Source organism: Zavarzinia sp., assembly GCF_041650655.1.
In the GTDB taxonomy this organism is placed as follows: domain Bacteria; phylum Pseudomonadota; class Alphaproteobacteria; order Zavarziniales; family Zavarziniaceae; genus Zavarzinia.
This window is the reverse complement of record NZ_JBAZKR010000028.1, coordinates 17,026-38,338: the sequence shown is the minus strand read 5'-3', so window position 1 is coordinate 38,338 and position 21,313 is coordinate 17,026. Positions and strand designations below refer to the sequence as shown.

Below are 21,313 nucleotides of genomic sequence, written 5' to 3'. Positions count from 1 at the left end.
CCTGCCTTACCTATAGGGGTCGAGGAGCCCGAGGACCGAATGGACATCACCGTCAAGCACCGCCGAGCGATCGTCGACCGGAAGGAACTGATCGAAGCGCTGGAGGCCATTGCCGCCGAAGCGGCGACGCCGGAAGCGATGCGGGCCGGCCTGGTGCAACGCCTCAAGAAGGCATTGGCGGACGGACGGGCGGAATGCCGGCGCCGGCTGGAGGCGGACGAGGCGAGTGGGCGCGAGACCGCGGCCGGCCTCTGCCATCTGGTCGATCAGATCGTGCGCACGCTCTATGACTTCGTGCTCGGCCATATCTATCCCCTGGTCAATCCGACCGCGGGCGAGCGGCTCGACCTCGTCGCTCTCGGCGGCTATGGACGGGGCGAGCTGGCGCCGGGCTCGGACGTCGATATCCTGTTCCTGCTCCCCTATAAGCAGACGCCCTGGCACGAGCAGGTCATCGAATACATGCTCTATACCCTGTGGGATCTGGGGCTGAAGGTCGGCCATGCCACCCGCTCGGTCGACGACTGCATCCGCCTCGCCCGCCAGGACCAGACGATCTGCACCGCGCTGCTCGAGATGCGCTGGCTGTGGGGCGACCAGAAGCTCTACACCGAATTGAAGGAGCGCTTCGGCCGCGAAGTGATGGCCGGCACAGGCGCCGCCTTCGCCGAGGCAAAGCTCAAGGAACGCGACGAGCGCCACCGCCGCCTGGGCGACTCGCGTTACACGGTCGAGCCCAACGTGAAAGAGGGCAAGGGGGGGCTGCGCGACCTGCACACCCTCTGGTGGATCGCCAAATATGTCCACCGGGTGGACGACGCCGCCGAACTCGTCACCAAGGGCGTCCTCTCGGCCGACGAATACCGCCGCTTCGTGAAGGCGGAAAATTTCCTCTGGAACGTGCGCTGTCACCTGCACTTCCTGACCGGCCGGCCGGAGGAACGCCTGACCTTCGACGTCCAGCCCGAACTCGCCCGCCGCCTCGGCTATACCGACCACGCCGGCACCAGGGGCGTCGAGCGCTTCATGAAGCACTATTTCCTCTTCGCCAAGGATGTCGGCGCGCTGACCCGCATCTTCTGTGCGAACCTGGAGGAAGAAGCGCGGCGCAAGCCGACCAAACTGAAACTCCTGAACCTGTCGCGCCGGGCGAAAACGCTGGAAGGCTTCCTGGTCGAAGGCAACCGCCTGTCGGTCGCCGCGGAACAGCAGTTCGAAGTGGCGCCGATCGACATGATCCGCCTCTTCGAGGTCGCCCAACGCCACGAGCTGGACATCCATCCCCATGCGCTGTGGCTGATCACCAAGAACCTGAAGCGTATCGGCGCGGCCTTGCGCACCGATGCGCAGGCGAACGCCCTGTTCCTGCAGATCCTGACCAGCCGCAAGGATCCCGAGACGGCGCTGCGCCGCCTGAACGAGGCCGGCGTGTTCGGCCGCCTCGTGCCGGATTTCGGCCGTGTCGTCGCCCAGATGCAATACGACATGTACCATGTCTATACGGTCGACGAGCACACCATCCAGGCGATCGGCGTTCTGGCCGACATCGAACGCGGCGTCCTGGCCGAGGAATTGCCGCTGGCCAACGACATCATCCACAAGCTCGTCTCGCGCCGAACGCTCTATTGCGCGGTGCTGATCCACGACATCGCCAAGGGGCGCGGTGGCGACCATTCGGTGATCGGCGCCGAAGTGGCGCAGCGCCTGTGCCCGCGCTTCGGCCTGAGCGATGCCGAGACCGAGATGGTGGCCTGGCTCGTGCGCCATCACCTGGCGATGTCCAACACCGCCCTGAAACGCGACCTCTCCGACCCCAAGACGGTGCAGGATTTCGCCGAGCTGGTGCAGAGTCCGGAACGCCTGCGGTTGCTGACCGTGCTCACCGTGGCCGACATCCGCGCCGTCGGCCCCGGCATCTGGAACGCCTGGAAGGGCCAGTTGCTCCGCACCCTCTATTACGAGACCGAGCCGCTGCTCTCGGGCGGCCATGCCGCCGCCAGCCGCGAACGCCTGAGCCGCCTCAAGGGCGAGATCGCCGCCCGCCTGAAGGACTGGAGCCAGGACGACCTGGATGCCTTCTTCCGGCGCTGCACCGAATCCTATTTCCTGTCGACCGACCCCGCCTGCGCCGAGCGCCACGCCCGCCTGATCCGCGAGGCCGACCGTGAGGAGGCGCCGCTGACCCTGGCGACGAGGATCGACCGCTTCCGCGCGGTGACCGAGGTCACCCTCTATACCGCGGACCATCCGGGCCTGTTCGCCCGGGTGACCGGCGCCATCCTGGTGTGCGGCGCCTCGATCATGGACGCCAAGATCTTCACCACCAACGACGGCATGGCGCTCGACGTCTTCACCTTGCAGGACGCAGAGGGCGGACCCTTCGACCGGCCAGAGCGGCTGGCCAAACTGTCGACCACCATCGAGCAGGTGCTGATGGGCCGGGTCCGCCCGCGCGAAGTGCTGGAAAACCGGACCCCGCCGTCGAAGCGCACCATGGCCTTCAAGGTCGTGCCCCGCGTGCTGATCGACAACAACGCCTCGAGCCGGCTCACCGTGATCGAAGTCAATGGGCGCGACCGCCCGGGCCTCCTGTTCGAACTGACGCGCGCCCTGTTCAGCCTGAACCTGACCATCCGCTCCGCCCATATCGCCACCTATGGCGAACGGGCGGTCGACGTCTTCTATGTCTCCGACCTGTTCGGCCACAAGGTCCGGCACGGCGGCAAGCTGAAGGCGATCGAACGGCGGCTCACCGAAGTGCTGGCCTATACCGGCGTGCCGGCGGCGGCCGGCGCCGACCCCGTCCGCCCGGCCAAGCGCAGCGCCGCGAAATAGGCCCCCTTCATGGCCCTGATGCGTTCGGTCGCCACCATCGGTGGCGTGACCATGGTGAGCCGGCTGCTCGGCTTCCTGCGCGACACGCTGTTCGCGGCGATCCTGGGCGCCGGCATGGCGGCCGACTGTTTCATGATCGCCTTCCGCTTGCCCAATTTCTTCCGCGCCCTGTTCGCGGAAGGCGCCTTCAGTGCGGCCTTCGTGCCGCTCTATTCCCGCATCCTGGTGGGACCGGACGGGCCGAAGCGTGCCGCCCATTTCGCCGGCGAGATCGCCACCCTCCTGGTCCTCACGGTGACCAGTTTCGTCACCCTGGCGATCGTCTTCATGCCGCAGCTCATGCATGTGCTGGCGCCCGGCTTCGTCGACGAGCCGGAGAAATTCAACCTCGCGGTCGTCCTGACCCAGCTCGCCTTTCCCTATCTCGGCTATATCAGCCTGGTCTCGCTGCTGGGCGCGATCCTCAATGCCCACCAGCGTTTCGCGGCCCCGGCGGCGACGCCGATCCTGCTCAATCTCGTGCTCTGCGGCGCCCTGCTGCTACCCTTCAAATATCTCGATCCGGCGCATAACCAGGCGGTCGCCATCACGGTCGCCGGCATGGCGCAATTCATCTGGCTGGCCATTCACCTGCGCCGCATCGGCATCAAGCTCTATCTCTTCATGCCCCGGCTGGACGAGCATGTGCGGCGCTTCTTCCGCCTGCTGATGCCGGCCGTGATCGGCGCCGGCATCTATCAGGTGAACGTGCTGATCGACACGATGATCGCCTCCCTGCTGCCCTCGGGTGCGGTCTCCTATCTCTTCTATGCCGACCGACTGAATCAGTTGCCGCTCGCGGTGATCGGCATCGCCATTTCGACGGCGCTGCTGCCGCTCCTCTCGCGCCAGCTCGCGGCGGGCGACATCGGCTCGGCCCTGACCTCGCAGAACCGCGCCCTCGAAGGCGCCATGTTCATGACCCTGCCGGCCGCTGCCGCCCTGGCGACCATCCCGCAGACGATCATCGGCGTCCTCTTTCAGCACGGCGCCTTCAACGCCCACGATACCGAACAGACGGCGCGGGCCCTGGCCATGCTGGCACTGGGCCTGCCCGCCTTCACGGCGACCAAGGTCTTCACCCCCGCCTTCCATGCAAGGGAAGACACGCGGACGCCGATGCGCCTCGCCGCCATCGCGCTCGGGGTCAATCTCGTGGTCGCGCTCAGCCTGATGGGGCCGATGCAGCAGGCCGGCCTTTCCCTCGCCTCGACGGTGGCGGCCTGGCTCAACATGTTCCAGCTCGTCCACATCCTGCGCAAGCGCGGCAACTTCAGCCCGGACGCCCGGCTGATCCGGCGCGGCATCCGACTGGTCGTCGCGACGGCCATCATGGTCGCCGTGCTGCTCACCCTCGACTGGCTGCTGGCGCCCTATTTCGCTGGCACGCTGCTGTGGCGGATCGGCGCCCTGGTCGCCCTGGTCGGGGCGGGCGGGCTCTCCTTCCTGCTCGCCTCGCTGCTCACCGGGGCGATCGACCGGGACGACCTCCGCCGCCTGATCCGCCGCGGTTGACCATAGGCCGGCCAAGCGCCATAAGGGGCGACCCAGCAACAGAGCCTCGAGCCATGTCCCAGCCCCGCGTCTTCTCCGGCGTCCAGCCCACCGGCAACCTCCATCTCGGCAATTACCTGGGCGCCATCCGCAATTGGGTGAAGCTGCAGGACGGCCACGAGTGCATCTATTGCGTCGTCGACATGCATGCGATCACGGTGTGGCAGGACCCGGCCGACCTGTCCCGGGCGACCCGCGAGGTGACGGCCAGCCTGATCGCCGCCGGCATCGACCCGGTCAACCACATATTGTTCAACCAGAGCAAGGTCCCGGCCCATGCCGAGACCGCCTGGATCTTCAATTGCGTCGCCCGCATGGGCTGGCTCAACCGCATGACCCAGTTCAAGGAGAAGGCGGGCAAGGACCGGGAGAATGTCTCGGTCGGCCTCTATGCCTATCCGAACCTGATGGCGGCCGACATCCTCGCCTATAAGGCGACCCATGTCCCCGTGGGCGAGGACCAGAAGCAGCACCTCGAACTGGCGCGCGACATCGCGATCAAGTTCAACCACGATTACGAGGTCGAGCATTTCCCCCTGCCCGAGCCGCTGATCCTGGGCGAAGCCACGCGCGTGATGTCGCTCCGCGACGGCACCAAGAAAATGTCGAAGTCGGATGCTTCCGACCAGTCGCGCATCAACCTGACCGACGGCGCCGACGACATCGACCAGAAGATCCGCCGCGCCAAGACCGATCCCCTGCCCCTGCCGGAGACGGTCGAGGAACTGGGTGCCCGGCCGGAAGCCGCCAACCTGCTGACCATCTATGCCGCCCTCGGCGACGAGCCGCTGGCCAAATCGGTCGCCGATTTCGCCGGCAAGCAGTTTTCGGACTTCAAGAAGGCGCTGACCGAACGGGCGATCGCCGTGCTCTCGCCGCTCTCGACCGAAATGCGCCGCCTGCTCGCCGACCCCGGCCATATCGACCGCATCCTGGCCGACGGCGCCGAACGGGCCAACGCCATCGCCGCCCCGATCTTGGCCGAGACCAAGCGGATCGTCGGCTTCCTCTAGGGCGGCGGCTGGCCTTCGGGCGAGGTCCTGGGTTTCTCCCGGCGCGCCCCCCAACATCTTGAATTCGTCATGGCCGGGCGTGACCCGGCCATCCACGCCGTCAAGTTGCCTCCCCCGTCGACGACTGAGACTCGTCCCGACGTGGATGCCCGGGACGAGCCCGGGCATGACGGCATGGGGACAGGAAGTCCGCGGCGACCGTTCGCGATGGCTACAGTCGGCGTCCGCCGGCACCATTGCCCGCCCGGCCGCCATTTGCATAAACTCGCCTAAAATTTAATCATCCTGCTCACGATCGACGCGCGGCAATGGCGCAGGTTTGCGCGAAAAGCCGCGCCTTTCCGGGCGATTTCGCTGGCACATGCATTGCATACAATTCCCCCTGCGGCCCCGGAGCGGGTCTGGCGCAACAGGAGGAAGTGTGATGAGCAGCGGCAATCCGATCACCCGGCGCGGCATTCTCGCCGCCGGCGCCAGTGCAGCGGCCCTTGGCGTCGTCGGTGCCGGCCTGCCCCTTCGCCCGGCCCGTGCGGCCGGCCTGACCATCGGCTTCATCTATGTCGGCGCCAAGGACGACTTCGGTTACAACCAGGCCCATGCCGAGGGTGCCGCCGTGCTGAAGTCGATGGACGGCATCACCGTGGTCGAGGAAGAGAATGTACCCGAGACCGTCTCCGTCCAGAAGACGATGGAGAGCATGATCCAGCTCGACGGCGCCTCGCTGATCTTCCCGACCTCCTTCGGCTATTTCGACCCCCATATGCTGGCCATGTGCGCCAAGTTCCCGGACGTGCAGTTCCGCCATTGCGGCGGCCTGTGGGACAAGGCCAAGCACCCGATGAACGCCGGTTCCTACTTCGGCTATATCGGCATGGGGCAATATCTGAACGGCATCGTCGCCGCCCATACGACCAAGTCGAAGAAGATCGGCTTCGTCGCGGCAAAGCCGATTCCCCAGGTCCTGCTGAACATCAATTCCTTCTGCCTGGGCGCCCGCTCGGTCGACCCGTCGATCACCTGCCAGGTGATCTTCACCGGCGAATGGTCGCTGGCGGTGAAGGAAGCCGAGGCCACCAACGCCCTGGCCGACCAGGGCGCCGACGTCATCACCTGCCATGTCGACGGGCCGAAGGTCGTCGTCGAGACGGCGGCACGGCGCGGCGCCTATGTCTGCGGCTATCACGCCAGCCAGGCGGCGCTGGCGCCCGAGAAATATCTGACCGGCGCCGAATGGAACTGGGCCACGGTCTACAAGATGTTCGCGGAAAAGGCCCTGAAGGGCGAGGCCCTGCCCAATTTCGTGCGCGGCGGCCTGTCCGACAGCTTCATCAAGATGTCGGCCTATGGCCCGGCGGTGAGCGATGCCGCCAAGAAGAATGCCGACGCCGTGAAGGCCGAAATCCTGAAGGGCGGCTATTCGGTGATCAAGGGCCCGCTCAAGGACAACAAGGGCAACGAGGTGGTCGCCGCCGGCAAATCCTATGTCGAGACCGCGGTCGAGCTGGAGAGCATGAATTATCTCGTGGAAGGCGTGATCGGCTCGACGTCGTAAGGAGGCTCCGGTCTTGGCGAAATACGCAGCCAGGCTGGAGGGGGTGGCGATCCCGGTCGCCGCCCTGATCCTCGGCCTCGCCCTCTTCGGGCTGTTCCTGCTCGCCCTCGGCAAATCGCCGTTCGAGTTCTACGGCCTCATGTACAAGGGCGGCTTCGGGAGCTGGTTCTCGCTGCAGAACAGCCTGCTGCGCGCCGCCCCGCTGCTGCTGGCCGGGCTCTGCGTCGCTTTGCCGGCCCGCCTCGGCCTCGTCATCATCGGGGGCGAGGGTGCCGTGGTGCTGGGCGGTCTCGCCGCCGCCGCCATGGCCGACGTCGTGAGCGGGGCGCCCGCCGTGGTCGGCCTGCCCGCCATGGGGCTCGCCGCCATGGCGGTGGGCGGTTTCTGGATCGGCGCGATCGGCGCCCTCCGCCACTACCGCGGCGTGAACGAGACGATCTCCAGCCTGCTCATGGCCTATATCGCCGTCGCCCTGATGAACCATCTGGTCGAAGGGCCGCTGCGCGATCCCGCCTCGCTGAACAAGCCCTCGACACGGCCGATCGACGAGGCCTTCCGGATCGGCCCGATCCCGGGCATGGACGTGCACTGGGGCCTGGTCGCCGGCCTGATCGCCTGCGTGCTGGCCTGGTTCCTGATCGAGCGCACCACCTTCGGCTTCGGTGCGCGCGTCACCGGCGCCAATGTCCGGGCGGCGCAGATCCAGGGCCTGCCCGTCGGCCGGCTGATCCTGACCATGACCGGACTGGGCGGCGCCTGCGCCGGCCTCGCCGGCATGTTCGAGGTCGCCGCCGTGCAGGGCAGCGCCAATGCTTCGCTCGCCATCGGTTACGGCTATACGGGGATCCTGGTCGCCTTCCTGGCGCGCCACAATCCGCTCGCCGTCATCCCGGTCGCCATCCTGCTGGGCGGCATCGCGGCGGCGGGCGGCCTCGTCCAGCGGCGCATGGGCCTGCCGGACGCCACCGTCCTGGTGCTGCAGGGCATGTTGTTCGTGGTGATCCTGTTGAGCGAGACGGTCTATGGCCGGCTTCGCCTGTTCAAGGAGAAGACCGCATGAGTGACGACATCGGTCTCTGGTCCGTGCCCATCGCCGTGCTGGGCGGGGCGATCCGGGTATCGACCCCCTTCCTCTTCGTCAGCCTCGGCGAATGCGTGACCGAGAAATCGGGCCGCATCAATCTGGGCCTCGAAGGCACCCTCGTGTTCGGCGCCATGGCCGCCTATGGTTCCGCCTATCTCTCGGGTTCGCCCTGGATCGGCCTGCTCGCCGGCGGTTTCGCGGGCGTTCTGTTCGGCCTGTTCCACGGCCTCGTCTGTTCGCTGCCCAAGGTGAACGACATCGCCCTCGGCATCGCGCTCATGCTGCTCGGCACCGGGCTCGCCTTCTTCTTCGGCAAACCCTTCATCCAGCCGAGCGCGCCGCCCCTGCCGGCGATCGACTTCGGTACCTGGTCGGACCTGCCGCAGCTCCAGGCGGCGCTCAGGATCAACGTCCTGTTCCTGATCGGCATCGCGGTCACCCTGCTGCTCTGGTGGGGCCTGCGCAACAGCCGCCTCGGCCTGGTTGTCCGCATGGTCGGCGACAGTGCCGATGCCGCCCGCGCCATGGGTTACAACGTCAATGCGATCCGCGTTCTCTGCACCGCCTTCGGTTCCATGCTGGCAGGCGTCGGCGGCGCCTATCTGTCGCTCTTCTACCCCGGCTCGTGGAACGAGGGGATTTCCTCGGGCCAGGGGCTGATGGCGGTCGCCCTGGTCATTTTCGCGCGCTGGAATCCGCTCACCTGCTTCTTCGCCGCCCTGCTGTTCGGCGGTGCCGGCGCCCTCGGCCCGGCGCTGCAATCGGTCGGCGTCACCCAGGGCTATTACCTCTTCTATGCCGCCCCCTATGTGCTGACCCTCGCCATCATGATCGCCACCGCCTCGCCCACGCGCTCCCTCGCAGGCGCCCCCGGCGAACTGTCGATCACCAAGTAACGGAGCCCGTCCATGGCCCATATCGACGCCGATCCCTATCCCTGGCCCTGGAACGGCGATCTCCGTCCGGACAATACGGCCCTGATCGTGATCGACATGCAGACCGACTTCTGTGGCAAAGGCGGCTATGTCGACTGCATGGGTTACGACCTGTCGCTCACCCGGGCGCCGATCGAGCCCATTTCGAAGCTGCTCGAAGCCTTCCGCGCCAAGGGATACCATGTGTTCCATACGCGGGAAGGCCACCGGCCGGACCTCGCCGATCTTCCCGCCAACAAGCGCTGGCGCTCGCAGCGGATCGGCGCCGGCATCGGTGATCCCGGCCCCTGCGGCCGGATCCTGGTCCGGGGCGAGCCGGGCTGGGAGATCATCCCCGAACTGGCGCCCCTGCCCGGCGAAGTGATCATCGACAAGCCGGGCAAGGGTTCCTTCTGCGCGACCGACCTCGCCCTGATCCTGAAGCAGAAGAAGATCGACAACCTGATCCTGACCGGCATCACCACCGACGTCTGCGTCCACACGACGATGCGCGAAGGCAACGACCTCGGCTTCGAATGCCTGCTGGTCGAGGATTGCTGCGGCGCCACGAAATACGAGAACCACCTGGCCGCCCTTTCCATGGTGAAGATGCAGGGCGGTGTCTTCGGTGCGGTCGCCACCTCGGCCGCCCTGTTGGCGGGCCTGCCATGAGCACGCCGCCGGACCAGGCCCGGCCCGAGGCGGCCGTCGAAGCCTTCGAGATCACCAAGCGCTTCGGCACCTTCACCGCCCTCGAAAAAGTCTCGATGCGGCTCGAAAAGGGCGAGGTCCACGCCCTGCTGGGCGAGAACGGCGCCGGCAAGTCGACCCTGGTCAAATGCGTCATCGGCTACCAGGGGATCGACGAGGGCGCCATCCTGGTCGACGGCATCGAGCGCGAGATGAAGAACCCGCGCGACGCCCACAAGCTCGGCATCGGCATGGTCTACCAGCATTTCACCCTGGTGCCCTCGATGACCGTGGCCGAGAACCTGGTGATGTCCAGGGTCGACGTGCCCGCCGTGATCGACTGGAAGAAGGAACGTGCCGCGATCGCCGAATTCCTGGAGCGCATGCCGTTCCGGGTGCCGATCGACCAGCCGGTCGAGCGCCTGTCGGCCGGCGAACGGCAGAAGACCGAGATCCTGAAGCAGCTCTATCTCGACCGAAGGGTCCTGATCCTGGACGAGCCCACGTCCGTGCTCACCCCGGACGAGGCGGACGAGGTGCTGACCCTGCTCGGCCAGATGACGCGCGAACAGGGCCTGTCGATCCTGATGATCACCCACAAGTTCCGCGAGGTGACCAAATATGCCGACCGGGTCACGGTGCTGCGCCGGGGCAAGCTCGCCGGGGGCGGCCTGGTCGCCGATCTCGCGGTCGAGGACATGGCGTCCATGATGGTGGGTGCCGCGGTGCCGCGCACCGCAGGGGCCCGCGAAGGCGCGCCGGACGACGGCCCGCCCGTGCTCTCGCTCCGCCAGCTCGAAGTGATCGGGCGGACGGGGCTGCGTCAGGTCGATCTCGATGTCTTGGACGTGCACCGCCATGAGATCGTCGGCATCGCCGGCATTTCGGGCAACGGCCAGCGCGAGTTGGTCGAAGTGCTGGGCGGCCAGCGCCCGCCGGCCGCGGGCGAAGTCCTGGTCCACGGCGTGGCTTACGGGGCGACGCGGGCCGAGACCAAGGCCCACAAGGTCCGCCTGCTGCCGGAGGAGCCGCTCCGCAATGCCTGCGCGCCCAAGATGTCGGTCGCCGAAAACTTGGCCTTCCGCATCTTCGACGAGGGGCCGAAGGGACCGGCCCTGCTGCTCAATGCCCGCCGCATCGCGGAAAACGCGGTCGCCATGATCGCGGGCTACAAAGTGAAGACCACATCGCCCGCAGCGCCGATCGCGACGCTGTCGGGCGGCAACGTGCAGCGTGCCGTGCTGGCGCGCGAGCTGACCGGCGCGGTGGACCTGCTGATCGTCGCCAATCCCTGCTTCGGCCTCGACTTCGCCGCCGTGGCCGAGATCCGCTCGCGCATCCTGGCGGCGCGCAATGCCGGCGCTGCCGTTCTGCTGATCAGTGAAGATCTCGACGAGCTGATCGAACTGGCCGACCGCATCCTGGTCATGTCGGAAGGCAGGATCGCCTATGAGACGCCGAACCAGAACGTCGACATCTCGGTGATCGGCAGCTACATGGCCGGCCACCACTGAAGGCCGGCCGGACCACCCCGCCACGTCATGCCCGGGCTTGTCCTGGGCATCCACGCGAACACCGTCAACAACGAGCGATCGTGGATGGCCGCGTCAAGCACAGCCATGACGATAAAGGGGGGATGCGCTGGTGCAGATCACGCCCGGCCATGACACCGCAGGGACAGACCGGGCATGACGGAACGGCGCGGGTTTCGCGCCGCCGCGTTACTTCTTCTTGGCCTTCGGGGCCGCCTTCTTCTCGGCCGGCTTCTTGGCCGCCGGGGCCTTCTTCACCGGCGCCTTGGGCGCGGCTTCGGCCTTGGCGGCGGCCTTCTTGGCCGGGGCCTTGGGAGCAGCCTCGGGCTTGGCAGCGGCCTTCTTGGCGGCCGGAGCCTTGGCGGCGGCCTTCTTCGGCTCGGCCTTGGGGGCCTCGACCTTGGGCGCCGGCTCGGCCTTCTTGGCCGCCGGGGCCTTGGCGGTCTTGGGGGCGGCCTTCTTCGGCTCGGCCTTGGGCGCGGCCTTGGCCACCGGGGTCGCCGGCTTCGAGGCGTGATGCGGCAGCTTGGACAGGATCTTGCCCAGGGCCTGCTCGGTCTTGTGCAGATCGTAGGTGATCTGCTGCTCCAGCCAATGGCGGGCGTCGGTCCCCGTCACCTTGGCGATGCGCAGCGCCATGTCCGCGGTCAGATTGCGGCGGAAATTGACGAGCTGATTGATGGTCCGGCGCGACACGCCGGTCAGCTTCGCGAGCTGATCCTGGGTCAGCCCGAGTTTGGTCAGGATGGTCTCGGCGATACCGACGCCCGGGTGGGCGGGACCGGCGATCGCTGCCTTGCCTTTTGCGGCCATTGTTATGTCCCCTGTCGCGTCCCCCCGATATGCCTCGTGTCGGGACTCGGCGCATCTCGCGCAGTGCCAAGTGGAAATCGATGCCCTGCCGCGGCGACGGTCCGAACTCGGGACCGCCGGAACTGACGACATGGCTTCGCCGCCGTCCCTCATGACGGCCTGCCAAGGTAACCACGAATAGTCGCCGTTGCATAGACCATTTGAGTTACACAAGTAATCGCTTGCCGAAATAATGCGGGATGGGCCAATGTTCCGGCGCCGAAGAATCCGCATCAGCGCTGCAAGCAGGAGCAGGTCATGGCCGCGAGCAAGGTCTTCCTAGGCGAGACGGGTAGGGTTGGAGGTCTGCTGAAACGGCGCTGGCTGTGGCGCGGGCTCGGCGTCTTCCTCGCCGTCGTCCTGCTGCTCTATTATCCGATCGGCATGTTGCTCGCGAACAAGATCGACGACGATCCGGCCTTCGCACCTGCAACATCATCGGTCCCAGCGGGTGCGTCGCAGGCCGTCGCCATCGCCGCCGCCCTGGTCGAGCGCGAGGTCGATCAGAACGGCTGGGTCGCCAACGATCCCTTCTTCTTCCCCTCCGGCGTGCTCGACAACATGCCGAATTTCCAGCAGGGCATCGTCGACGCCGTGTCCACCTTCGCGATCGAGCTGCGCGACCAGCTCGGCCGGGTACGCGGCTCGGGCGAGGTCGACGCCAACCTGGCCGAGGCTCTGTCGACGCTGCAATATTCGGGCACGAAATGGGTCTTCGACCTCTCGACCTCGATCCTGCCGACCGCGACGTCGGAGGCGCAGTACCGCAAGGGCGTGAAGGCGCTCCGCGCCTACAACGAGGCGGTCGGCGCCGGTAAGGCGGTGTTCGACAAGCGGGCCGACAATCTCCAGGCCATGGTCTCGCGCTTCGCCCTCGACATCGGCTCGATTTCGGCGGCGATCGACAAGCAGGTGCGCGACAAGGGCGGCGACGTCTTCGACACCACCTGCGACGACCTCTTCTATCGGGTGAAGGGCGAGGCCTATGGCTACTTCCTGCTGATGAAGGCATTGCGCGCCGACTTCGATCCGATCCTGACCGAGCGCGGCCTGGCGCCGCTGTGGGACGAGACTGTGTCCTCCTTCGCCGAGGTCGCCTCGTTCAATCCCTGGCTGGTCTGGAACGGCGCGCCGGACGGCCAGCTCCTGCCCAATCATCTGTTGGCCCAGGGCTTCTTCCTGCTGCGCGCCCGCACCCAGCTGCGTGAAATCACCGCAGTCCTCGACAAGTGAGGCGCTCCTTGGCACGATTTCCCGGTCTTCCTTCAAGTACCGGACCTCGATGAGCGAGATCGCGACCCGCCCCGAGACGACGCGCAAATTCCTGGTCGTCGTCGACGACACGCCGGAATGCCGGCTGGCGTTGCGCTATGCCGCGCGCCGCGCGCTCAAGACCAAGGGCCAGGTCGCCCTCCTCTATGTCATCGAGCCGATGGACGGGCCGCAGTGGCTGGGTGTCCGGCACATCATGCGCGAGGAAGCGCGCGAAGAAGCGGAGTCGATCCTGCACGACCTCGCCGACGAGGTGCAGAAGATCGCCTCGCTGACGCCCGAGCTGATCATCCGCGAAGGCCAGCGCCGGGAGGAGCTGCTCCGCCTGATCGAGGAGGATCCCTCGGTCCGCATCCTGGTGCTCGGCGCCGGCACTGGCAGCGAAGGGCCGGGCCCCCTGGTTTCGGCCCTGGCCGGCCAGATGTCGGGCAGTTTTCGGGTTCCCATCACCCTCGTCCCCGGCAAGCTGACGCCGGCCGAAGTGGACGACCTCGCCTGATCACTCGCCCCGTCAGTCGCCTGTCGTGAAGATCTCGGTCGGCTCGCGCTTGCCGCGGAGCACGTGGAGGCCGAGGGAGCGGAGCTTGTCCGGCGCATCGAGCTGGCGGGCGAAGGCGCTGGTCGCCAGCAGACGGCGGTCGAGCACCTTGCACAGCGCCTCGACCCGGGCGACCTCGTTCACGGCCGGCCCGATCACGGTGAAGTCGAGCCGTTCGGTCGAGCCGATGTTGCCATAGACGACATCGCCGAAATTGAGTGCGAAGCCGACCTTGAGCCCGGCCGCGCCCAGCGCCTCCGGCAGGTCCTCGATCGCGGCGATCGCCTCGAGGGCGCGGCAGGCGGCCCCCAGCGCCCGGCGACAGGCGTCGCGCCCGGCGGGGCCCGCGCCCGTGCCCTCGTCGGCCGGGAAGATGGCGAGACAGCCGTCGCCGATGAATTTCAGCACTTCGCCGCCGGCGCCATGGACCGCCAGGGTGACCGCGTCGAGATAGGAATCGAGCAAAGCGATGACCTCGCCCGGACTCGCCATGTCCGAGAGGCGGGTGAAGCCGCGCATGTCGCAGGTCAGGATGGCAGCGCGGATCACCTTGCCGTCGCCCCGCCGGACCCCGCCGGTGGCGACCCGGCGGGCCGCATCCCGCCCGAGATAGAGGCCGAGCAGAGTATCGGCGAGCTGGCGCCGCATCGCCGTCTCGAAGCGCAACCCGAAGAGCGGCACCAAGCCGTCGAGCCGCGCCACTTCCGCCCCTGAAAAGCCGCCCGGGCGATCGCTGGCGAAAGCCACGAAGGAGCGCCGTAGAGCGGCGAAATCGAGCGGCCGGATCAGGTAGTCCGTGGCCCCGATCGCCTTCAGATCGTAGAGCACAGGAAAGTCGAGGCGGGCGCCCGGCCCTTCCAGGCGGCGGCGGAAACCGTCCGCTCCCTGATGGATCAGGCGGACCGGGCTCGCCCGGTAGAAGTCCGAATTCTCGATGCCGAAGCCGCGCGGAATATCCTCGAGCCCCTGCCCCCGGGTCCAGACGAAGGTCCTTGCATAGACCTGTGGGTGCATGGCGAGCAGGCCCGACGTGACGCGGAGCATGGGCAGTCCATCAGCCACCAGGCGTTCGCCCAGACTGGCGATGAGCTGGGCCGGGGTCTGGCCCGCGGCGGCGGGATCGAGCAGGAAGGCGGCGACGGGGTCGCCCGCCAAGCCGGCCGGCGGGGCGAGCGGAGGCAGCGGGTCGAAACGGGCGATTTCGGCCGCGGCGGCGATCGTCTCGTCCCAGATCTGGTCGAGCGGCAGGGGGGCGTCGGACGACTTCGGCATGGCTGCCTTGCAGGGCTTCCTGTTTCCTTGATCTTAAGTCAGGCTTCAGCCATGTAGAGCACTATATCGCCCGTAATCGTCCGCCTTGACCGGACGCATGAGGAGCTTGCCATGTTCATCCAGACGGAATCGACCCCCAATCCGGCGACGCTGAAATTCCTGCCCGGGCGCGACGTGATGGCCGCCGGTACGGTGAATTTCCCTAATGCCGATGCCGCCGGCCGCTCGCCCCTGGCCAAACGTCTGTTCGCCATCGACGGCGTGGTCGGCGTCTTCTTCGGCGCCGATTTCGTCACCGTGACCAAGGACGAGAGCGGCTGGGACGGCCTGAAGCCGGCCATCCTCGGCGCCATCGTCGAATTCTTCGCGAGCGGCGAGCCGGTGCTGGCCGATGCCGCCCCCGCGGCCGCCGAAGCCAAGGCGGAAGGCCCCGATTCCGAGATCGTGGAACAGATCAAGGAACTGCTGGAAACCCGTGTGCGCCCCGCCGTGGCCCAGGACGGCGGCGACATCGTCTTCCACGATTTCGAGGACGGCGTCGTCTATCTGCACATGCAGGGCTCCTGCGCGGGCTGCCCCAGCTCGACCGCGACCCTGAAATCGGGCATCGAAAACATGCTCCGCCACTATATCCCGGAAGTCACCGAAGTCCGGGCCGTCTGACCCTCTGTTGCGCGTGAGGTCCCATGAGCGAAGCCTTGAACGACGCGAGCCTCGACCAGCTTTTCCGCGAGGCCCGCACCCATAACGCATGGGCAAACAAGCCGGTCCCGGAGGCGACCCTGCGCGCCCTCTACGACCTGGTGAAATGGGGCCCGACCAGCGCCAACGCCTCGCCCGCCCGCTTCGTCTTCGTCACCTCGCCCGCCGGCAAGGAGAAGCTGAAGCCCGCGCTGTCGGCCGGCAACCTGGACAAGACGATGGCCGCGCCGGTCACCGTTATCGTCGCCCACGACCTCGACTTCGGCGAAAAGCTGCCCTTCCTGTTCCCCCATGCGCCGGGCGCCAAGGACTGGTTCGCCGCCCCCGAGGTGCAGCAGGCGACCGCCTTCCGGAACGGCACCCTGCAAGGCGCCTATCTGATCCTGGCGGCCCGGGCGCTCGGCCTCGACGCCGGCCCGATGTCGGGCTTCGACAATGCCAAGGTCGACGAAGCCTTCTTCGCCGGCACGCGGATCAAGTCGAACTTCCTGGTCAACCTCGGCTATGGCGACCCCGCGGGCCTGTTCCCGCGCAGTCCGCGCCTGCCCTTCGAGGAGGCGGTCACCCTCGCTTGAGGGTGACCGGCGGAAACGCCGCCCGTGAACGTATTGGCTTTCGACTGTGCCGTGGGGCCGACCTCGGTCGCCCTGTGGCGTGACGGCGTTCTCGCCGCCCGCGCCGACGACGCCCGCCCCCAGGGCCAGGCCGAAGCGCTGGTGCCCATGATCGGCGGCGTGCTGACGCGCGGCGGCATCGCCCCCGTGGGCGTCGACCGCATCGCCGTCACCCTCGGCCCCGGCTCCTTCACCGGTGTGCGCATCGCCGTCTCGGCGGCGCGGGGCCTCGGCCTCGCCACCGGGCGGCCGGTCTTCGGGCTCTCCACGCTCGAAGTGATGGCGGCCTGTCTCGCCCCCGACGAGCGACCGACCCTGGTCGCCATCGACGCCCGCCGCGGCGAAGTCTATGCCCAGCTCTTCGCCCCCGACGGCAGCCCCATGGGGCCGCCCCAGGCGCGTTCGCTCGACGGAATCGAGAATCTGCTGCCCGCGGGCCCGCTCCGCCTCGCCGGCAGCGGCGCCCCCCTGGTGGCCGAGCGGACGGGCCGCCACGACCTCGCGATGGTCGAGATCGCGGCCCCCGACGCCGCGGTGCTGGCCGCCCTGGTCGCCGCGCGGCCCGACGCGATGCCGCCCCCGCCCGAGCCCATCTACCTGCGCGCGCCGGACGCCAAGCTGCCGGCGGCCTCGTGAGCGCCGAGACCATCTTCCCGGCCGGCCCGGAGGAGATGGAAGCGCTCGCCGCCATCCATGGCGCGGCCTTTCCCGACGCCCCCCTCGATGCCGGCGAACTGGCCAGACTGGCCGCCATGCCGGGCGCCATCGTCCTGGCGGCGGCGGCCGGCTTCATCCTGCTGAGCCGGGCCGCGGACGAGACCGAGGTGGTGACACTGGCGGTACTGCCGGCGGCGCGCCGGGCCGGCCTCGGCCGTCGCCTGTTGGAAGCGGGCCTCGCCGCGGCGGCGGCGGCGGGTGCCGCCACCGCCTTTCTCGAAGTCGCCATCGACAACGAAGCGGCCCTTTCGCTCTATCGGCGTAGCGGCTTTTCCGAAGTGGGGCGGCGCCGGCGCTATTACCGCCGGGCCGACGGCAGCGCGATCGATGCGTTGATCATGTCGCGCCCGCTCTTGCATACATGATGGCTGGAGACTCCGCGCCCGGTTCTTCCGGCAAATCTTGTCCAATTCCTGATCACTTGCCCTAATTGGCGCGGAATAAAGCGTGTCTTCTTGAAAAGCGCGCAGATTGAATTGATTTCCTTAAAACGGCGCCTTATAGAACAAATGTGATTCTCATGAATCGAGATAAATCGGGTTGCGCGGGAAAGGGACCACGGTAATGAGTGACGAAAAAGCCGCCCACAGTGAACTGCTGTCTTTGACGGCGGATATTGTGGCATCTCACGTTTCCAACAATTCGGTGCCCGTTTCCGACCTGCCCCAGTTGATTCAGCAGGTCTATGCTACCCTGGCAGGTATCGGTGCGCCGAAAGAAGAACCGGTGCCGGTGCGGCCGCAGCCTGCCGTGCCGATCAAGAAGTCGGTGACGCCCGAATACATCATCTGTCTCGAGGACGGCAAGAAGCTGAAGATGCTGAAACGCCACCTCAAGACCGCTTACGACATGACTCCGGAAGAATATCGTCAGCGCTGGGATCTGCCGCCCGAATATCCGATGGTGGCACCGAACTACGCCGAACAGCGCCGCGACCTCGCGAAGAAGATCGGCCTCGGCACGGCACGGCGCAAACGCACCCGCCGCGCCTGATTTATACGCCGAAGCCCCGCGGCATGATGTCCGCGGGGCCGCCCGGCCGGCCCGCAGCGGCGAATTATTCGCAGCGCAGGGTGACGCGGGCGGCGGGCCGGGTCATACTGCGGACGATTCACCGTTCGCCGTCACAGCCATCGACCATGCCCGACACGATGCCCGACCGTATCGAAAACATCTGCCTCGCCAAAGGTATGCGCATGACGGACCAGCGCCGGGTGATCGCCCGCGTGCTGTCGGAGGCGGCCGACCATCCGGATGTCGAGGAACTCTATCGTCGCGCCATCGCGATCGATCCCAAGATTTCCATCGCCACCGTCTATCGCACCGTTCGCCTGTTCGAAGAGGCGGGCATCCTGGAGCGCCACGATTTCCGTGACGGCCGTTCCCGCTACGAAGAAGTGCCGGACGCCCATCACGACCACCTGATCGATCTTTCGACTGGCCGGGTGGTCGAATTCCGCAATGAAGACATCGAGAAGCTGCAGGAATTCGTCGCCCGCGAACTGGGCTTCCGACTGGTCGATCACCGCCTCGAACTCTACGGCGTGCCGCTCGACCGGGCCGACAAACGCGAACTCGACCGCGCGGCCGACATCCTGGCGCGCGGGATGCGCCGTCCATGAGCGAGGCCGCCCTGCCGACCTCGGGCGAGGCGGGCACCGCGAAGCCGCTGCGCCGGGCCCGCCGTTTCGGTGGCCAGCGCACGCGCCGCAATCCTTTCGAATTCACCGACGGGCCGCTGCCCGACCTGCCGGCCGCCGCGGCCCCGGGCCGCGGCCGGGCCGCCCGCCTGCGTGCCACCTTCCGGCTGACCCTCTTCGTCCTGCTGTTGCTCACCATGGTGCCGCTCCAGCTCTTCGCCCTGGTGGTCGATCGCCGGCTGTCGGTCATGCTGCCCTTCTTCTTCCACAAGCTGCTGTGCCGGGTGCTCGGCATCCGCCTTGTGATCCATGGCAAGCGGCACAAGAAGGGCGCCGTTCTCTTCATCGCCAATCATTCGTCCTGGCTCGACATTCCGGTGATGTCGGCGGTCATCCCCGGTTCCTTCGTGGCCAAGAGCGAGATCGAGGGCTGGCCGATCTTCGGCTTCCTGGCCAAGCTCCAGCGCACCGTCTTCGTCCAGCGCGAGAAGCGCACCCGCACGGCCGAGAGCCGGGACGTGCTGGTCGAGCGCCTGCGCGGCGGCGACAACCTGATCCTCTTCCCCGAAGGCACCTCGTCGGACGGCAACCGCGTGCTGCCGTTCAAGAGCGCGCTGTTCGGCGCCGCCGAGATCGAAGTGCCGCGGCGCGACGGCAGCTTGGGCCCCGTGGTGGTGCAGCCGGTGACGGTCAGCTATACCAAGCTCCAGGGGATGCCGATCGGGCGCGACTACCGGCCCTTCTTCACCTGGTTCGGCGACATGGAATTGGCGCCCCACCTGGTCCAGGCCCTGGGCTTCGGCCCGATCACCGCCGAGATCGAGTTCCACGCCCCCCTGACCGTGACCGAGGCGGGCAGCCGCAAAGCCCTGGCCAGACATTGCGAGAGTGCGATCCGCGCCGGCCACGCCCGCCAGATCCAGGGCCGCTTCGACTGAAACGCCGGCCCCGGCGGGGCCGCCAACCTTGACTCTTCCGCGCCGCAACCTTAATTGTTTGGGCTGTTGGATTGCACCCCGCCGCCAGGTCGGCACGGCAGGCCCGCAGGCGGAAAGCCGCCGCGACGTCCTGCGCGATCATGGGTAGGGCGGCGCGGGTATTTGCCCAGGGAACAGGCTCTCAGTGGCCAAAAAGCTCTGTATCAAGACGTACGGCTGTCAGATGAACGTCTACGACTCCGGTCGTATGGCCGATCTCCTGGCCCCGATCGGTTACGCCACGACGGAAGACGCGGCCGAAGCCGATCTGGTCATCCTGAACACCTGCCATATCCGTGAGAAAGCGGCCGAGAAGGTCTATTCCGACGTCGGCCGCCTGCGCGACCTCCGGTCCGAACGGGAAGCCGGTGGCGGTGCGCCCATGACCATCGCGGTCGCCGGCTGCGTCGCCCAGGCCGAAGGGGCGGAGATCATGCGGCGGGCGCCGGCCGTCGATCTCGTGGTCGGGCCCCAGGCCTACCACCGCCTGCCCGAGCTGATCGCCCGCGCCCATCGCAGCCGGGGCGAAGCACTGGATACCGATTTCCCGGTCGAGTCCAAATTCGACCACTTGCCCCGCCAGCAGCAGGTCGAGGCATCGGCCGCCTTCCTGACCATTCAGGAAGGCTGCGACAAGTTCTGCACCTTCTGCGTCGTGCCCTATACCAGGGGTGCCGAGACCTCGCGCCCGGTCGCCGCGGTGCTCGAAGAGGCGCGCCACTTGGCCGGCCTCGGCGCGCTCGAAATCACCCTGCTCGGCCAGAATGTGAACGCCTATCACGGCGAAACGGCGGAGGGCGGCACCTGGTCGCTCGGCCGTCTGGTCCATGCCATCGCCGAGATCCCGGGGATCGAGCGGATCCGCTATACCACCTCGCACCCGCGAGACATGGACGACGAGCTGATCGCCGCCCACCGCGACCTGCCGCAATTGATGCCCTTCCTGCACCTTCCCGTGCAGTCCGGCGCCGACCGTATCCTCGAAGCGATGAACCGGCGCCACACGGCCGACGACTATCGCCGCATCATCGAGCGCCTGCGCGCCGCCCGGCCGGATCTGGCGCTGTCGTCCGATTTCATCGTCGGCTTCCCGGGCGAGAGCGAGCGGGAATTCGAGGCGACGCTGGCGCTGGCTGCCGAGATCGGCTTCGCCCAGGCCTATAGCTTCAAATACAGCCCGCGCCCCGGCACGCCGGCCAGCGGCATGGCGGATTCCCTGCCCGAGGCGGTGAAGGCGGAACGCCTGGCCCGGCTCCAGGCCGTGATCGCCGAGGGCCAGCGCCGCTTCAACGATGCCTGCATCGGCCGCACCCTGCCCGTGCTGTTCGACCGTCCGGGCCGCCATGCCGGCCAGATGGTCGGCCGCAGCCCCTATATGCAGGCGGTCCATGCCGAAGTCCCGGCGCATTTCACCGGCCAGATCGTCGAGGTGACGATCACCTCGGCCCACCCGAACAGCCTGGGGGGCCGCCTGACGGATCCCGCCGAGGCGGCGGCCTGAGCCCGCATCGAGCGC

20 protein-coding genes are annotated in these 21,313 nt (G+C 67.5%); 18 read left to right on the top strand and 2 right to left on the bottom strand.

Features of this window, described 5'->3' with window-relative positions:
• The first annotated feature begins 39 nt into the window (after positions 1 to 39).
• The 8 genes from WC493_RS08565 (at position 40) to WC493_RS08530 (ending at position 11,195) form a co-directional block, all read left to right on the top strand.
• Positions 40 to 2,835, top strand: a complete 2,796-nt coding sequence (locus WC493_RS08565; RefSeq protein WP_373064563.1) for a [protein-PII] uridylyltransferase — start codon at positions 40 to 42, stop codon at positions 2,833 to 2,835.
• A gap of 9 nt (positions 2,836 to 2,844) precedes the next feature.
• Positions 2,845 to 4,389 (top strand): murein biosynthesis integral membrane protein MurJ, encoded by a 1,545-nt coding sequence (gene murJ / locus WC493_RS08560; RefSeq protein WP_373064561.1) that lies wholly within the window; start codon positions 2,845 to 2,847, stop codon positions 4,387 to 4,389.
• Between the two features lie 53 nt (positions 4,390 to 4,442).
• A complete protein-coding gene (gene trpS, locus WC493_RS08555) occupies positions 4,443 to 5,441 on the top strand; it encodes a tryptophan--tRNA ligase (RefSeq protein ID WP_373064559.1) in 999 nt (332 codons plus the stop codon).
• 424 nt (positions 5,442 to 5,865) lie between these two features.
• Positions 5,866 to 6,993 (top strand): BMP family ABC transporter substrate-binding protein, encoded by a 1,128-nt coding sequence (locus WC493_RS08550; protein WP_373064557.1) that lies wholly within the window; start codon positions 5,866 to 5,868, stop codon positions 6,991 to 6,993.
• Between the two features lie 13 nt (positions 6,994 to 7,006).
• Positions 7,007 to 8,053 carry an ABC transporter permease gene (locus tag WC493_RS08545; protein ID WP_373064555.1) on the top strand — a complete coding sequence of 349 codons (1,047 nt, stop codon included), beginning with the start codon at positions 7,007 to 7,009 and terminating at the stop codon, positions 8,051 to 8,053.
• A complete protein-coding gene (locus tag WC493_RS08540) occupies positions 8,050 to 8,973 on the top strand; it encodes an ABC transporter permease (RefSeq protein WP_373064553.1) in 924 nt (307 codons plus the stop codon). Before WC493_RS08545 ends, WC493_RS08540 begins: the two co-directional genes overlap by 4 nt.
• A 12-nt stretch (positions 8,974 to 8,985) precedes the next feature.
• Positions 8,986 to 9,663: a cysteine hydrolase family protein gene (locus tag WC493_RS08535; protein WP_373064551.1), complete on the top strand. Its 678-nt coding sequence runs from the start codon at positions 8,986 to 8,988 to the stop codon at positions 9,661 to 9,663.
• Positions 9,660 to 11,195 carry an ABC transporter ATP-binding protein gene (locus tag WC493_RS08530; RefSeq protein ID WP_373064549.1) on the top strand — a complete coding sequence of 512 codons (1,536 nt, stop codon included), beginning with the start codon at positions 9,660 to 9,662 and terminating at the stop codon, positions 11,193 to 11,195. The genes WC493_RS08535 and WC493_RS08530 overlap by 4 nt, the downstream gene beginning before the upstream one ends.
• 207 nt (positions 11,196 to 11,402) lie before the next feature.
• Here WC493_RS08530 and WC493_RS08525 read toward each other — a convergent pair whose 3' ends face one another.
• On the bottom strand, positions 11,403 to 12,026 hold the full coding sequence (locus tag WC493_RS08525; RefSeq protein ID WP_373064547.1) for a HigA family addiction module antitoxin: 624 nt from the start codon (positions 12,024 to 12,026) through the stop codon (positions 11,403 to 11,405).
• A 297-nt stretch (positions 12,027 to 12,323) separates the two neighbouring features.
• Between WC493_RS08525 and WC493_RS08520 the strand changes: the two genes are divergently transcribed.
• Both WC493_RS08520 and WC493_RS08515 read left to right on the top strand, forming a co-directional pair.
• The gene (locus WC493_RS08520; protein WP_373064545.1) at positions 12,324 to 13,298 is read left to right on the top strand and encodes a DUF2333 family protein; all 975 of its coding nucleotides are present in this window, start codon (positions 12,324 to 12,326) and stop codon (positions 13,296 to 13,298) included.
• Positions 13,299 to 13,347: 49 nt separating this feature from the next.
• The gene (locus tag WC493_RS08515; RefSeq protein ID WP_373064543.1) at positions 13,348 to 13,836 is read left to right on the top strand and encodes a universal stress protein; all 489 of its coding nucleotides are present in this window, start codon (positions 13,348 to 13,350) and stop codon (positions 13,834 to 13,836) included.
• A gap of 12 nt (positions 13,837 to 13,848) precedes the next feature.
• On the opposite strand, the gene WC493_RS08510 is transcribed toward WC493_RS08515, so the two are convergent.
• The gene (locus tag WC493_RS08510) at positions 13,849 to 15,147 is read right to left on the bottom strand and encodes an adenylate/guanylate cyclase domain-containing protein (RefSeq protein WP_373064541.1); all 1,299 of its coding nucleotides are present in this window, start codon (positions 15,145 to 15,147) and stop codon (positions 13,849 to 13,851) included.
• A 111-nt stretch (positions 15,148 to 15,258) separates the two neighbouring features.
• Between WC493_RS08510 and WC493_RS08505 the strand changes: the two genes are divergently transcribed.
• From WC493_RS08505 to miaB, 8 genes are all read left to right on the top strand, one after another.
• The gene (locus WC493_RS08505; RefSeq protein ID WP_373064539.1) at positions 15,259 to 15,810 is read left to right on the top strand and encodes a NifU family protein; all 552 of its coding nucleotides are present in this window, start codon (positions 15,259 to 15,261) and stop codon (positions 15,808 to 15,810) included.
• Between the two features lie 23 nt (positions 15,811 to 15,833).
• Positions 15,834 to 16,424 (top strand): malonic semialdehyde reductase, encoded by a 591-nt coding sequence (locus WC493_RS08500; RefSeq protein WP_373064537.1) that lies wholly within the window; start codon positions 15,834 to 15,836, stop codon positions 16,422 to 16,424.
• 24 nt (positions 16,425 to 16,448) lie between these two features.
• Positions 16,449 to 17,099, top strand: coding sequence for a tRNA (adenosine(37)-N6)-threonylcarbamoyltransferase complex dimerization subunit type 1 TsaB (tsaB, locus tag WC493_RS08495; protein ID WP_373064535.1), 651 nt, complete (start codon positions 16,449 to 16,451; stop codon positions 17,097 to 17,099).
• A complete protein-coding gene (locus WC493_RS08490; RefSeq protein ID WP_373064533.1) occupies positions 17,096 to 17,545 on the top strand; it encodes a GNAT family N-acetyltransferase in 450 nt (149 codons plus the stop codon). Before tsaB ends, WC493_RS08490 begins: the two co-directional genes overlap by 4 nt.
• A 199-nt stretch (positions 17,546 to 17,744) precedes the next feature.
• Complete coding sequence (locus tag WC493_RS08485; RefSeq protein WP_373064531.1) at positions 17,745 to 18,173, top strand: MucR family transcriptional regulator; 429 nt, start codon at positions 17,745 to 17,747, stop codon at positions 18,171 to 18,173.
• A 158-nt stretch (positions 18,174 to 18,331) separates the two neighbouring features.
• Entirely contained in the window at positions 18,332 to 18,802 is a 471-nt protein-coding gene (locus WC493_RS08480) for a Fur family transcriptional regulator (protein ID WP_373064575.1), read from the top strand.
• Entirely contained in the window at positions 18,799 to 19,758 is a 960-nt protein-coding gene (locus WC493_RS08475; RefSeq protein WP_373064529.1) for a lysophospholipid acyltransferase family protein, read from the top strand. Before WC493_RS08480 ends, WC493_RS08475 begins: the two co-directional genes overlap by 4 nt.
• A 184-nt stretch (positions 19,759 to 19,942) precedes the next feature.
• On the top strand, positions 19,943 to 21,298 hold the full coding sequence (miaB, locus tag WC493_RS08470; protein WP_373064527.1) for a tRNA (N6-isopentenyl adenosine(37)-C2)-methylthiotransferase MiaB: 1,356 nt from the start codon (positions 19,943 to 19,945) through the stop codon (positions 21,296 to 21,298).
• The last annotated feature ends 15 nt before the right edge of the window (positions 21,299 to 21,313 follow it).